We start from the raw sequence: 14,147 nt of genomic DNA on the forward strand, positions 1-14,147 counted from the left end.
GTCATTACGTCCCATCCATCGAACATTGTCCCCTAGAGTGCCCCTAACGTTCATAACGAGGAGGCAGTCATGGGACTTCTGGTCGATGGTCAGTGGCAGGATCGGTGGTACGAAAACAGCGATGACGGCGAGTTCCAGCGCGAACAGGCGCAACGTCGCGACTGGGTGACCGCGGACGGCTCGCCCGGTCCCGATGGTCGGCCGGCGGTCAAGGCCGAAGCCGGGCGCTTTCATCTCTACGTTTCGCTCGCGTGCCCCTGGGCACATCGCACACTGATCTACCGCAAGCTCAAAAACCTCGAGCCGTTGATCAAGGTTTCAGTGGTCAGCTGGCTGATGGCCGAGCATGGCTGGACGTTCGACCAGAGCACCGGCTCAAGCGGCGATGCGCTCGATGGGCTGCAGTACCTTCACCAGCGCTACACCGATGATGATGAAAACTACACCGGCCGCGTGACAGTGCCGGTGCTCTGGGATCGCCAGCAGCAGCGGGTCGTCAATAACGAATCATCCGAGCTGATCCGTATCTTCAATCGGGCCTTCGACGAACTGACCGGCTCGAAACTGGATCTGTATCCCGAACCGTTACGCGCGGAAATCGACAGCCTCAACGAGCGGATTTATCCCAGGATCAACAACGGCGTCTACCGAGCCGGATTCGCCACTACGCAGAAGGCTTACGAAGCGGCCTTCGACGAAGTTTTCAGCGAACTGGACTGGCTGGAACAGCGCCTTGCGCAACAACGCTACCTGACCGGCGAATTCCTCACCGAGGCGGACTGGCGGCTCTTCACCACGATTGTTCGCTTCGATGCGGTCTATCACGGCCACTTCAAGTGCAACCTGCGGCGCATCGAGGATTATCCGAACCTGTCCAACTGGTTACGCGAGCTCTACCAGTGGCCAGGCATCGCCGAAACCGTCGACTTCACCCACATCAAGAGCCATTACTACGCAAGCCATCGGCACATCAACGCCAACGGCATTGTCCCCAAGGGACCGCAGTTAGCGCTGGATCGCGACCATGATCGTGAACGGTTGCCAGGCAAGGGAATTTGGTCGCACTGATCTATGCGGGGTCCGCCATTCCCTCGAACCAGGCCAGCTTGTCGCGAAGCGTCACCACCTCGCCGATGATCACCAAGGTCGGCGCCTGAACCTGCTGGCTCGCGACGAGCTCGGGTAGATTACCCAGCGTTCCGGTAAATACCCGCTGCTTGCTGGTGGTGCCCTGCTGGATCAGCGCCGCCGGCGTGCCAGCGCCACGGCCATGGGCGATCAGTTGCTGGCAGATCACCGGCAAGCCGACCAGGCCCATGTAGAACACCAGGGTCTGGCTCGGCGCTACCAGGTCGGCCCAAGGCAGATCGCAACTGCCGTCCTTGAGATGCCCGGTGACGAAACGGACCGACTGCGCATAATCACGATGGGTCAGCGGTATACCGGAATAGGCTGCACAACCGCTGGCGGCGGTGATGCCCGGCACGACCTGGAAGGGGATGCCATTGGCCGCCAGCTCTTCGATCTCCTCCCCCCCACGACCGAAAATAAAGGGATCGCCACCCTTCAGCCGTAACACCCGCTTGCCCTGCCTGGCCAGCGTTACCAGCTGCTGGTTGATCTGCTCCTGCGGAACCGCATGATCGGCGCGCTGCTTGCCCACGTAGATGCGATCGGCATCACGCCGGCACATGTCCAGAATCGCAGGTGCCACCAGCCTGTCGTAGAGCACCACGTCCGCCTGCTGCATCAGGCGCAGGGCGCGGAAAGTGAGCAGATCGGGATCGCCAGGGCCGGCGCCGACCAGATAGACCTCGCCCAGGCTTCGAGGGGCCGCGCCTGACAGTTTGGCCTGTAGCAGCCGTTCGGCTTCCCGCTCCTGTCCGGCGAGCGCACGCTCGGCGATGGTCCCCTGAAAAACGTCCTCCCAGAACACCCGACGCTGCTGCACGTCTGGCAACGACGCCTTGACCTGGGCACGGAACTTCTTTGCCAACCCGGCCAGCTGTCCGTACGCCGAAGGAATCCAGGTTTCGATCCGTGCACGAACCAGACGCGCCAGCACCGGGGCGTCGCCGCTACTGGAGACGGCAATCATCAGGGGTGAACGGTCGACGATGGCGGGGAAAATCACCGTGCACAGCTCCGGCGAATCCACCACATTCACCGGAATGCCGAATGCTTTTGCATCCCGTGACACCTGCGCGTTGAGCGGCTCGTCATCAGTGGCAGCCACCGCCAAGACGCAGCCAGCAAGATCTTCGCTCGCGTAACCGCGCTTGAAGAAATGTCCACCACTCTGCTCCAGCAACTTGGCCAGCTGTGCCTCGATCTGGGGCGCCACCACACGCAACAGTGCACCCGCTTCGGATAACAGCCGCGCCTTGCGCAGGGCGATATCGCCACCGCCGACGATCAGCACCAAGCGGCCCTTGAGGTTGTGGAACAGCGGCAAGAAATCCATCAGTGAATCCTGGTGTCCATGAAAGTAAGGGCCATCTCAGCCGTTACGCCGATGGTGGCCCTTGTCGGGAATCAAGGAGTCCGGATCGAGCCCTGAAGCGGCACCTATCGGGGCAATTTACCGCACCAGCAGCACCTCAGGACCTACCGGAATCGGCCTTCAGCCGATGACTTCGATACCGGCCATATAGGGCTGCAGTACTTCCGGCACTCGTACGCTGCCGTCCGCCTGCTGGTAGTTTTCCAGCACCGCCACCAGGGTACGGCCCACCGCAAGACCGGAACCGTTGAGCGTATGCACTAGCTCGGGCTTGCCGGTTTCCGGGTTGCGATAACGTGCTTGCATACGGCGTGCCTGAAAGTCGCCGCAGTTGGAGCACGAGGAAATTTCGCGGTACTTGTCCTGGCTCGGCACCCAAACCTCTAGATCGTAGGTCTTGGTCGCACCGAAGCCCATATCGCCGGTGCACAGCGCCAGCACCCGATAAGGCAGCTCCAGCAGCTGCAGCACTTTCTCGGCGCTCGCCGTCAGGCTTTCCAGCGCCTCGAAGGACTGGCTCGGCTCGACGATCTGTACCATTTCGACCTTGTCGAACTGATGCTGACGGATCATCCCGCGCGTATCGCGGCCGGACGCGCCCGCTTCGCTGCGGAAGCACGGCGTATGGGCGACGAACTTCAGGGGCAGTTGCTTGGCATCGAGAATCTCGCCGGCGACGATGTTGGTCAGCGAGACTTCCGCCGTCGGAATCAGATAGAAATCGGCCTCGCCTTCGCGGGTGATCTTGAACAGATCTTCCTCGAACTTGGGTAGCTGGCCGGTGCCCTGCAGCGCCGGCGCCTGGACCAGATAAGGCGTGTAGGCCTCTTCGTAGCCATGCTCGCGGGTGTGCAGGTCGATCATGAACTGCGCCAGCGCACGGTGCAGGCGGGCAATCGGCCCGCGCATCAGGGCGAAACGCGCACCGGAGAGCTTGGCGGCGGTCTCGAAATCCAGCCAGCCGTGCTGCTCGCCGAGTGCGACGTGATCCTGGACGGGAAAATCGAAGCTCTTCGGCTTGCCCCAGCGACGCACCTCGACGTTCTCGTCCTCATCCTTGCCCACCGGCACAGACTCGTGCGGCAGGTTCGGCAGCGTCAGCATCAACTGGTCCAGCTGGGCCTGGATGCCTTCGAGCTCCTGCTTACCGGCTTCCAGCTCGGAAGCCATGCGGTCAACATCGGCGAGCAACGGCGCAATATCTTCGCCGCGCTGCTTGGCCTGGCCGATGGATTTGGAGCGAGCGTTGCGCTCGGCCTGCAGCTGCTCCGTGCGGGTCTGCACGGTCTTGCGCTGTGCTTCCAGCGCCTCGATACGCGCCACGTCCAGCTGATAGCCGCGGGTAGCCAGGCGATCGGCAACGTCTTGCAGCTGTGTGCGTAGCAGTTTCGAATCAAGCATGGTGAGTCTCGTCTGTGAAAGCTTTGAGGAAAGGCGAAGAGGAAGCGAAGTTTACTGCGATAGCGGCCAGCTTCATAACCTGCCGAGGGCAAGGCCTGCCCAGGTTGCCAGCAAGCCGCCGAACACACTCAGGCCAATGTAGCCGAAGGCCGTGCCAAGCTGGCCGCTCTCGAACAGCCGCAAGCCGTCGAGAGAGAAACTTGAAAAAGTGGTGAACGCCCCCAGAAAGCCGAGGATCAAGCCACCGCGCAGTTCCGGCGACACGTCTGGGCGCACGAGAAACAGCGCATATAGGTAGCCGATCAGCAGGCAGCCCAGCAGGTTGACCGCAAGCGTCGCCAGATAGAAATGCCGCGGCCAGTGGGTCGATACCCAGGTCGACAGGGCAAAGCGCAGTAGCGTACCGATCACCCCGCCCGCGGCAACGGCTAGTACCAAGCGGATCATGTCTTTCTCCGTTGCCGTGGGCTTTCACGATCGAGCCGGGCCAGGTGTTCCAGCTTGTCGCGAATCTTGCTCTCCAATCCTCGCGGCACCGGATGATAGTACTGGCGCGGCTCCATGGCCTCGGGAAAGTAGTCCTCGCCGGCCGCGTAGGCATCCGGCTCGTCATGGGCGTAGCGGTATTCATTGCCGTAGCCCAGCTCCTTCATCAGGCGGGTCGGCGCATTGCGCAAATGCAGCGGGACTTCCTGCGAGCCGCTTTCGGCAACGTCACGCTTGGCGGCCTTGAAGGCCATGTAGACCGCATTGCTTTTCGGCGCGCAGGCGAGATAGACGATCGCCTGCGCTACCGCCAACTCGCCCTCGGGGCTGCCCAGGCGCTCCTGAACGTCCCAGGCGGAAAGGCACAGGCTGACCGCCCGCGGATCGGCATTGCCGATTTCCTCGCTGGCCATGCGCACCACGCGCCGTGCGATATAGAGCGGATCGCAACCACCGTCGAGCATCCGCGCGAACCAGTACAGCGCCGCATCCGGATTGGAGCCGCGTACAGACTTGTGCAATGCGGATATCTGGTCGTAAAAAGCTTCGCCGCCTTTGTCGAAACGCCGGCGGCTGTCGCCCAGCAGATCCTGCAGCAGCTCTACGCTGATCTCGCCGCCTTCTTCGGCCAGATCCGAGGCGTTTTCCAGCAGGTTCAGCAGCCGCCGGCCATCGCCATCGGCCGCAGCCACCAGCATCTGGAAGCTTTCTTCGGGCAGGCTCAGATGCAGGTCGCCCAGCCCTTTCGGCTCGCTCAGCGCGCGCTCGACCAGCTTGCGCAGGGCGGCTTCGTCGAGGCTTTTCAGCACGTAGACCCGCGCGCGGGAGAGCAAGGCATTGTTCAATTCGAAGGACGGATTCTCGGTGGTCGCACCGATGAAAATCAGCGTGCCGTCCTCGACATAGGGCAGAAAAGCATCCTGCTGGGATTTGTTGAAGCGATGTACTTCATCGACGAAGAGAATCATGCGTCGACCATACTGGGCCGCCTGCTGCTTGGCGATCTCAACAGCTTGGCGGATCTCCTTCACCCCGGCCAGCACTGCCGAGACGGTTTCGAAATGGGCGTCGGATACTTTGGCCAGCAACTGTGCCAGCGTGGTCTTGCCCACTCCCGGCGGCCCCCAGAAAATCATCGAGTGCAGCGCGCCCTGCTCCAGCGCCTCGCGCAGCGGCTTGCCGCGCGCCAGCAGGTGCTCCTGCCCGACGTATTCGTCGAGGCTGGCGGCACGCAGACGTGCGGCTAACGGTTGGGCGACGGGGGCGCGGCTGAACAGATCCATCGAGGGCTCTACCACTCACTCGGATATGACATCGGTCCCTTCGGGAATCTCGAAGGTGAACAGGTCCGCCTTGAGCGGCTCGTTCAGTTTGACGCCATGAAAGAGAATATTGGTGCGCTGCCCGACGCCGTCGACCATCTGCATGTCGTTGATCACGCCATTGCGAAAGGACAGGCGAAGGTTGTCGAACAGCGTGTCCTTGGCTTTCGGCTCGAGCATGAAATCGACCACCTCGCCGGCTTCCTTGTGTGAGACCTGGAAGTTGTCGCTGATGGCGGAAACGTCACCGGAGAGCAGCAGCGCCGGTGTGTGGGTCAGGCGCTGATCCAGGGTCTGGATGGTCACCTGCTCTAGGTCTGGGTCGTACAGCCAGACCTTCTTGCCATCGGAAACCAGCAGCTGCGCCATCGGCTCGTCGGTTTTCCAGCGGAACTGGCCCGGCCGTTTCAGCGCCATCTCGCCGGAGGTTTCCTGTAGTTGGGTGCCAGTACCATCGAGGGACAACTGCGAAAAGCGGCCCGTCAGGGTCTCGGCCTTCTGCAGCAGGCCCGTCAGACGCTGGACGGAGGCGGCCTGGTCGGCCTGGGCCGGAACCAGCGCCAACAACAGAGCGGATGCGAACAACAAACGAATCAATTGCATGTAGCCCTCGGTGCGACTCAATCGCGCATAGGTGGCGGCGCAAGCACTTCGCGCGAGCCGTTGGTATTCATGGAAGTCACGACGCCGGCCATTTCCATGGCTTCGATCATCCGGGCGGCACGGTTGTAGCCGATCTTCAGTTTGCGCTGCACGGCGGAAATCGACGCGCGGCGGCTTTCGGTGACGAAGCGCACGGCCTCGTCGTACAGCGGATCTTCCTCGCTGCCTTCGCCATTGCCGCTCTCGCCCCCGCCATCGAAACCGCTACCGGATTCTTCGGCACCGACCAGAATCTCCTCGATGTAATCAGGCGCGCCGCGCGCCTTCCAGGCTTCGACCACACGATGCACTTCGTCATCGGAAACGAAGGCACCGTGCACGCGAATCGGCAGGCCGGTGCCCGGCGGCAGGTAGAGCATGTCGCCGTGACCGAGCAATTGCTCGGCGCCGCCCTGGTCGAGAATCGTCCGCGAGTCGATCTTGCTGGACACCTGGAACGCCATGCGGGTTGGGATGTTGGCCTTGATCAAACCGGTGATCACGTCCACGGAAGGCCGCTGTGTGGCAAGAATCAGATGGATACCAGCAGCTCGCGCCTTCTGCGCGATACGCGCAATCAGTTCTTCGACCTTCTTGCCGACGATCATCATCATGTCGGCGAATTCGTCGACAATCACCACAATGGTCGGCAATTTTTGCAGCAGCGGCGCTTCGTCTTCCATGCTCTCGCGGCGGTACAGCGGGTCGGTCAGCGGCGTGCCGGCCTCCTCCGCCTCCTTCACCTTGCGGTTGAAGCCCGCCAGGTTGCGCACGCCCATGGCCGCCATCAGCTTGTAGCGGCGTTCCATCTCGGCGACGCTCCAGCGCAGCGCGTTGGCCGCTTCCTTCATGTCCGTCACCACCGGACACAGCAAGTGCGGAATGCCTTCGTAGATGGAAAGTTCGAGCATCTTCGGGTCGATCATGATGAGCCGCGCATCTTCCGGCCCGGACTTGAACAGGATCGACAGGATCATGGCGTTGACGCCCACCGACTTACCCGAACCGGTCGTGCCCGCCACTAGCAGGTGCGGCATCTTGGCCAGATCGGCAATCACCGGCTTGCCGCCGATATCGTGACCCAGGGCAATGGTCACCGGCGACTTGGCGTCATCATAGGGGGCCGACGACAACACCTCGGAGAAGCGCACAATCTGGCGATCCTCGTTGGGAATCTCGATGCCGACGGTGGTCTTGCCAGGAATCACCTCGACCACGCGAACGCTGATCACCGCCAGCGAGCGCGCCAAGTCCTTGGCTAGGTTGGAGATACGGCTGACCTTGACTCCGGCGGCCGGCTGGATTTCGAAACGGGTGATCACCGGGCCTGGATGCACCGACTCAACGATGACCTCGACGCCGAATTCCTTGAGCTTGATTTCAAGCAGCCGGGACATGGCCTCTAGAGATTCGGGAGAATACTGTTTCTGCTGCTTCTCGGCGGCATCGAGTAGGGAAATCGGCGGCAGACTGCCTTCGATTAATGGATCAACGAACAGATTGGCCTGTTTTTCCTTCAGTACACGCTTGCTCTGTTCCACCGGCTTCGGCGCAACGGCAGGCGGAATCACCGGAGCAGGACGCTTATCCCGCTCGCTCATGTGCTTGCTCAGCGACTCTTCACGCTCGAGCAAACGCTCCTTCACCTTGGCGCGCTCACGATGATCGGGCAGCGATCCGGCCACTTCGTTGACCAGCTCATCGGCTTCGCGCAGCTGCGCAACGATCTGCTTGCGCTCGTTGCGCGCAGACCACCAACGGCTGAAAAGACTCTGAATCAGCTCGACCAGATCGAGCGTGATTTTGCCGGTCAGGTCCATCACCTTGAACCAAGACAGATCGGTGAACACCGTGAGACCGAACAGGAAGAAAGCCAGTAGCAGCAACGTGCTGCCCTGAACGTTAAGCGCAGCCTCGGCAAGCTGCCCCAGGCTCTCACCCAAGGCGCCACCTGCCGAAGCAGGAAGACTGTTGGCGAACTGGAAATGGATGTAAGCCAGCGCAGAGCCGGACAGAATCAGAAAGACGAGTCCGATCAACCGCCACGAAAATAACCAGCCGTTCCATGTCCAAGGTTGATGACGCGCACGAAACACCTGCCAGGTCTTGATGCCCAGCAACAAGGGAAACAGGAACGCGAAATAGCCAAGCGCCATGAACAGTACGTCGGCGAACCAAGCCCCGGCACGGCCGGCCGCGTTCTGAACTTGTTCGACATTGCTAGTGTGCGTCCAGCCGGGATCGGACGGATCGTAGGTCAGCAGAGCCATCCACAAATAGGCACACAAAGCGCCGAGCGCGATCAACGCACCCTCTTTGAGACGATAATGCAATTGCTGTCGCCAGGCGGAAGCCGGCGCGGTAGAGGAGGTATTCTTCAAAACGCTTTATTTCCTGCGCCTGCGGCGCGCTCTATTGAACCGTGGTCAGCCTGAACCCCGACATTGTACGGCTTTGTCGATTCGATGGCATTCCGGTTCCGTGCCGCTTGGGCTTTTCTCGATGCTTCGGTGTAGCATAAACGCCCAGCTTTTCAGCGCGGCTCGACTGGAGCACGCTTCTCTATTTGCGACAAAGGCTTATGAGGGCTTTTTATGAGTGAAGTCAAGCATTCACGTCTGATCATCCTCGGCTCGGGCCCGGCCGGCTATACCGCCGCGGTATACGCTGCCCGCGCCAACCTGAAGCCCGTGATGATCACTGGCATTCAGCCCGGCGGTCAGCTTACGACTACTACCGAAGTGGACAACTGGCCGGGCGACGTTGAAGGTCTTACCGGCCCCGCACTGATGGAGCGGATGCAGAAACACGCAGAGCGCTTCGATACCGAAGTGGTCTTCGACCACATCCACACGGCTGAGCTACAGCAACGCCCCTTCATCCTCAAGGGCGACAGCGCTACCTACAGCTGCGATGCGTTGATCATTGCCACAGGCGCCTCGGCCCAGTATCTCGGCCTGCCGTCCGAGGAGGCGTTTGCCGGCCGCGGCGTGTCGGCCTGCGCCACCTGTGACGGCTTCTTCTATCGCAATCAAGTAGTGGCTGTGATCGGTGGCGGCAACACGGCCGTCGAGGAAGCGCTTTATCTGTCGAACATCGCTAAGGAAGTGCACCTGATTCATCGTCGCGACAAGCTGCGCTCGGAGAAGATCCTGCAGGACAAAATCATGGAAAAAGCCGCCAACGGCAATATCCGCCTGCACTGGAATCACACGCTGGAAGAGGTTCTGGGAGATGCCAGCGGCGTTACCGGCGTGCGGCTGAAGAGCACGGTATCGGGCGAGGAGCAGAAGCTGGAACTGTCCGGCGTATTCATCGCCATTGGCCACAAACCCAACACCGACCTGTTCCAGGGTCAGCTTGAGATGAAGGACGGTTACCTCAAGATCAAGGGCGGCAGCGAGGGCGACGCCACCTGCACGACCATCCCCGGCGTCTTCGCAGCTGGCGATGTGGCCGACCACGTATACCGTCAGGCCATCACATCCGCGGGTGCCGGCTGCATGGCCGCGCTCGATGCCGAAAAGTATCTGGATCAGTAACCACAGCCAGGCGGATAGTATGCGTATCCGCCCCTTCGTGACGCACCGATAATGCTGACCTGGCTGCAGCGCGACGACTTGTCGTTCCCCCCGCTAGAAAAGGCCTTGCGCGAGCCCAACGGACTGCTCGCCGCCGGAGGCGATCTGTCTCCGGAACGCTTGCTGGCCGCCTACCGACATGGTTGCTTCCCTTGGTATCAGGACGGGCAACCAGTGCTCTGGTGGTCACCCGATCCGCGCACGGTTCTTTATCCAAAGGAACTGCATATCTCCCGCAGCCTGCGCAAAAAACTACGCCAGGGCATATTCAGCGTCACCTTCGACCGCGCATTTCGAGAAGTAATCGAAGGCTGCGCCGCCCCGCGCAGCTATGCCGACGGCACGTGGATCACGGCAACGATGCAGAACGCCTATATGAGGCTGCATCAACTCGGCATCGCACATTCGGTTGAAGTCTGGCAGGACCAACAGTTGGTCGGCGGGCTCTATGGCCTCGCCATAGGTCGACTATTCTTCGGCGAATCGATGTTCAGTCGGGCAACCGATGCGTCCAAAATTGGTTTCGTGGCATTAGTGGAACGCCTCCAAGATTGGGGATTCAAAATGATTGACTGCCAGATGCCGACGCAACATCTGGCCAGTTTCGGCGCGCGACCCATATCCCGCGAGGCCTTCGCCGAGACGCTTGCTAAGTACCTGGACGAACCTAGTTCAGCCCGATGGGAGCCCTAGTCGACTAAGCCAAGCTGACCTACACTGAGTTCAAGATTTTCGAGAGCTGACCATGACTTCACTGGCTCGTCTCAAGTTCTACGCAACCCAGCCTCACGCGTGCAGTTACCTGCCCGACGAGCAGGCCACGACGCTCTTCCTCGACCCCAGCCAGCCGATGGACGTACAGGTGTACGCGGAACTGTCCGAAATGGGCTTCCGCCGCAGCGGCGATCATCTCTACCGTCCACATTGCCAACGCTGCACCGCCTGCATCCCCGCACGGATACCAGCCGATGGGCTACAACTCAATCGTCAGCAGAAACGAATCCTTAAACGCAACGCTGACCTTTCCGTGACGGACGTTCGCCCCTCGTTCACCGAAGAATATTATTCGCTTTATGCAAGTTACATCGAGCAGCGCCATGCTGACGGGGATATGTACCCGCCAAGCCGGGACCAGTTCCATACCTTTCTGGTCCGCGACCTCCCCTTCTCCCGCTTTTACGAGTTCCGCTTGGAAGGCCGCCTGCTGGCCCTGGCAGTGACCGATGTGCTGCCGAACGGCCTCTCTGCGGTCTACACCTTCTACGACCCCAACGAGGAGCGTCGCAGCCTGGGACGCTTCGCCATTCTCTGGCAGGTCAACGAGGCAGCTCGCCTAGGCCTGAAGGCTATCTATTTGGGCTATTGGATCAAGAACTGCCGCAAGATGAATTACAAAACCGAGTACCGCCCAATCGAACTGCTGGTCAATCAGCGCTGGATTACTCTGAGCTGAGCCCTTGGCTCTCGGAGCCCTTTCAGGCACAATGCTTGCCGCTTTTACCCGCGCATTGCTTGCGCCGGGTCAATCATTGGACACCGAGGGCTTTACTGAATGTCGAAAGAAGACAGCTTCGAAATGGAAGGTACTGTCGTCGACACCCTGCCCAACACCATGTTTCGTGTGGAGTTGGAAAATGGGCACGTCGTTACTGCGCATATTTCTGGAAAGATGCGCAAGAACTACATCCGGATTCTTACCGGTGACAAGGTTCGCGTAGAACTGACACCGTACGATTTGAGCAAAGGTCGCATCACCTACCGCGCCCGTTAACGGTACGCGAGAAAGAATGCCCGGTTATGACCGGGCTTTTTTGTTTGTGCCCGCCACAACCAAATCACCAATCCTCGCAAGCCCACGCGTTCTACATTCCGCCGGATGATCCAAACAGAAACGCCCGGCAATGCCGGGCGTTCTGTCAGTGTTGCGATACTGATGCGTTAAGCCAATTCAGCCGAGGTTTCAAACTCGAAGAACGGCTCGCCATCACGAATATCGATGTGCACCACACCGCCATGCTCCGCCAGCTCACCGAACAGAATTTCCTCGGCCAATGGTCGCTTGATCTTGTCCTGGATCAGGCGAGCCATTGGTCGCGCGCCCATCTGTACATCGTAGCCACGCTCCGCTAGCCAACCACGCGCCGCGTCGGACACCTCAAGCGTGACGTGCTTATCCTCAAGCTGCGTCTGCAGTTCAATGAGGAATTTGTCGACGATGCTCTTGATGACTTCGTGACTCAGGCGGCCAAATTGAATGATCGTGTCCAAGCGATTGCGGAATTCCGGCGTAAAGCTCTTCTTGATCACCTCCATCGCGTCGGATGCGTGATCCTGATGGGTGAAACCAATCGAAGCGCGCGCTGCCGTTTCCGCACCAGCATTGGTTGTCATGATCAGAATGACATTGCGGAAATCGGCTTTGCGGCCGTTGTTATCCGTCAGCGTCCCGTGATCCATCACCTGCAGCAGCAGATTGAATACCTCTGGATGGGCCTTCTCTATCTCATCAAGCAGGAGCACGCAGTGCGGTTGCTTGGTGATCGCCTCGGTCAACAGCCCGCCCTGATCGAAACCGACGTACCCCGGAGGCGCACCGATCAGCCGCGACACGGTATGACGCTCCATGTATTCGGACATGTCGAAGCGCACCAATTCGATACCCAACGCCCGCGCCAACTGCCGCGCCGCCTCCGTCTTGCCGACGCCGGTAGGGCCAGCGAACAGGAATGAGCCCACAGGCTTGTCAGGCGCTTTCAACCCGGCACGCGACAGCTTGATTGCCGTGGCGAGCGAATCGATCGCATCGTCCTGACCAAAAACGGTCAGCTTCAGATCACGCTCCAGGTTGCGCAATAGCTCTTTGTCAGACGTACTGACATGCTTGGGTGGAATACGTGCAATCTTGGCAACGATATCTTCAACCTGCTCGACATCGATCCGAGCAACGCGCTTATCTTCCGGCTGTAGGCGCTGGAACGCGCCCGCCTCGTCGATCACATCGATCGCCTTGTCCGGCATATGTCGATCATTGATATAACGCGAAGCCAGTTCCGCAGCAGCGCGGAGCGATTCATCGCTGTATTCGATGCTGTGGTGCTGCTCGAAGCGTCCCTTCAGGCCACGCAGGATGCCGATGGTGTCCTCGACGGACGGCTCGGAAACATCGACTTTCTGGAAGCGCCGAGCCAGAGCCCGATCCTTTTCGAAGATGCCGCGAAACTCCTGAAATGTGGTCGACCCGATACAGCGAATCTCTCCAGACGAAAGCAGCGGCTTGAGTAGATTGGAAGCGTCCATCACGCCACCCGAAGCCGCGCCAGCTCCGATGATCGTATGAATCTCATCAATAAACAGAACCGCCTGAGGGCGCTTGCGCAGCTCATTCAGGAGCGCCTTGAAGCGCTTCTCGAAATCGCCCCGGTATTTGGTACCAGCCAGCAAGGCACCGAGATCCAAAGAGTAAACAACGCTGTTGGCAAGCAGCTCCGGCACCTGATTGTCCACAATGCGCTTTGCCAAGCCCTCGGCGATCGCAGTCTTACCGACGCCAGCCTCACCAACCAACAACGGATTGTTCTTGCGTCGACGCGCCAGGATCTGCGCGACTCGCTCGACTTCATGCTCGCGGCCGACGAGTGGATCTATACGGCCCTGGCGAGCCAGTTCGTTGAGGTTGCTGGCATAGGCATCGAGCGGGTTGCCCGACGTGGCGGACTCACCACCCTCCTCATCCTGCATTTCCGAATCGCCGTCAGGATTGCCGTTATCACCCGGCACCTTGGAAATGCCGTGAGCAATGTAATTGACGACGTCGATACGAGCGACGTTCTGCTGTTTTAGCAAGAACACCGCTTGGCTTTCCTGTTCGCTGAAGATCGCAACCAGCACATTCGCACCAGTGACTTCGCGCTTGCCAGAACTCTGTACATGGAAAACCGCCCGCTGAAGCACTCGCTGGAAACCCAGGGTTGGCTGGGTTTCACGCTCTTCGTCATGCTGGGGAATCAGAGGCGTGGTGGAATCGATGAATTCCTGTAGGTCATGGCGCAATTTATCGAGGCTGGCTCCACAGGCGCGCAACACCGTTGCGGCCGCTTCGTTATCCAGCAGAGCTAACAGAAGATGCTCGACCGTCATGAACTCATGACGCTTGGTACGAGCCTCCTTGAAAGCCAGATTCAGAGTGACTTCGAGCTCACGGTTCAACATAGC

The 14,147-nt window shown here is 60.0% G+C and carries 12 protein-coding genes; 5 read left to right on the forward strand and 7 right to left on the reverse strand.

Annotation, left to right across the window (positions count from 1 at the left end):
* Positions 1–69: 69 nt before the first annotated feature.
* The gene (locus NA645_RS14180) at positions 70–1,068 is read left to right on the forward strand and encodes a glutathione S-transferase family protein (RefSeq protein ID WP_256049414.1); all 999 of its coding nucleotides are present in this window, start codon (positions 70–72) and stop codon (positions 1,066–1,068) included.
* A 1-nt stretch (position 1,069) separates the two neighbouring features.
* Here the strand turns inward: NA645_RS14180 and cysG are convergent, their stop codons facing one another.
* The 6 genes from cysG to ftsK all read right to left on the reverse strand — a co-directional run bounded on the left by cysG (position 1,070) and on the right by ftsK (position 8,735).
* The gene (gene cysG, locus NA645_RS14185; protein WP_256049415.1) at positions 1,070–2,464 is read right to left on the reverse strand and encodes a siroheme synthase CysG; all 1,395 of its coding nucleotides are present in this window, start codon (positions 2,462–2,464) and stop codon (positions 1,070–1,072) included.
* A 159-nt stretch (positions 2,465–2,623) separates the two neighbouring features.
* Positions 2,624–3,904 (reverse strand): serine--tRNA ligase, encoded by a 1,281-nt coding sequence (serS, locus tag NA645_RS14190; protein ID WP_256049416.1) that lies wholly within the window; start codon positions 3,902–3,904, stop codon positions 2,624–2,626.
* 72 nt (positions 3,905–3,976) lie between these two features.
* Entirely contained in the window at positions 3,977–4,351 is a 375-nt protein-coding gene (gene crcB, locus NA645_RS14195; RefSeq protein WP_256049417.1) for a fluoride efflux transporter CrcB, read from the reverse strand.
* Positions 4,348–5,673 carry a replication-associated recombination protein A gene (locus NA645_RS14200; RefSeq protein WP_256049418.1) on the reverse strand — a complete coding sequence of 442 codons (1,326 nt, stop codon included), beginning with the start codon at positions 5,671–5,673 and terminating at the stop codon, positions 4,348–4,350. The genes crcB and NA645_RS14200 overlap by 4 nt, the downstream gene beginning before the upstream one ends.
* Before the next feature lie 15 nt (positions 5,674–5,688).
* The gene (lolA, locus tag NA645_RS14205; RefSeq protein ID WP_256049419.1) at positions 5,689–6,315 is read right to left on the reverse strand and encodes an outer membrane lipoprotein chaperone LolA; all 627 of its coding nucleotides are present in this window, start codon (positions 6,313–6,315) and stop codon (positions 5,689–5,691) included.
* Between the two features lie 17 nt (positions 6,316–6,332).
* The gene (ftsK, locus tag NA645_RS14210; RefSeq protein WP_256049420.1) at positions 6,333–8,735 is read right to left on the reverse strand and encodes a DNA translocase FtsK; all 2,403 of its coding nucleotides are present in this window, start codon (positions 8,733–8,735) and stop codon (positions 6,333–6,335) included.
* A 213-nt stretch (positions 8,736–8,948) separates the two neighbouring features.
* Here ftsK and trxB point away from each other — a divergent pair, with 213 nt between their 5' ends.
* From trxB to infA, 4 genes are all read left to right on the forward strand, one after another.
* On the forward strand, positions 8,949–9,896 hold the full coding sequence (trxB, locus tag NA645_RS14215; protein WP_256049421.1) for a thioredoxin-disulfide reductase: 948 nt from the start codon (positions 8,949–8,951) through the stop codon (positions 9,894–9,896).
* Between the two features lie 51 nt (positions 9,897–9,947).
* Complete coding sequence (gene aat / locus NA645_RS14220) at positions 9,948–10,628, forward strand: leucyl/phenylalanyl-tRNA--protein transferase (RefSeq protein ID WP_256049422.1); 681 nt, start codon at positions 9,948–9,950, stop codon at positions 10,626–10,628.
* Positions 10,629–10,680: 52 nt separating this feature from the next.
* Positions 10,681–11,388: an arginyltransferase gene (locus NA645_RS14225; protein ID WP_256049423.1), complete on the forward strand. Its 708-nt coding sequence runs from the start codon at positions 10,681–10,683 to the stop codon at positions 11,386–11,388.
* Positions 11,389–11,487: 99 nt separating this feature from the next.
* Positions 11,488–11,706: a translation initiation factor IF-1 gene (infA, locus tag NA645_RS14230; protein ID WP_002553999.1), complete on the forward strand. Its 219-nt coding sequence runs from the start codon at positions 11,488–11,490 to the stop codon at positions 11,704–11,706.
* Between the two features lie 167 nt (positions 11,707–11,873).
* Here infA and clpA read toward each other — a convergent pair whose 3' ends face one another.
* Positions 11,874–14,144 (reverse strand): ATP-dependent Clp protease ATP-binding subunit ClpA, encoded by a 2,271-nt coding sequence (gene clpA / locus NA645_RS14235; RefSeq protein WP_131651970.1) that lies wholly within the window; start codon positions 14,142–14,144, stop codon positions 11,874–11,876.
* Between the last annotated feature and the right edge of the window lie 3 nt (positions 14,145–14,147).

The sequence above is a fragment of the Stutzerimonas stutzeri genome (assembly GCF_024448955.1).
In the GTDB taxonomy this organism is placed as follows: domain Bacteria; phylum Pseudomonadota; class Gammaproteobacteria; order Pseudomonadales; family Pseudomonadaceae; genus Stutzerimonas; species Stutzerimonas stutzeri_AQ.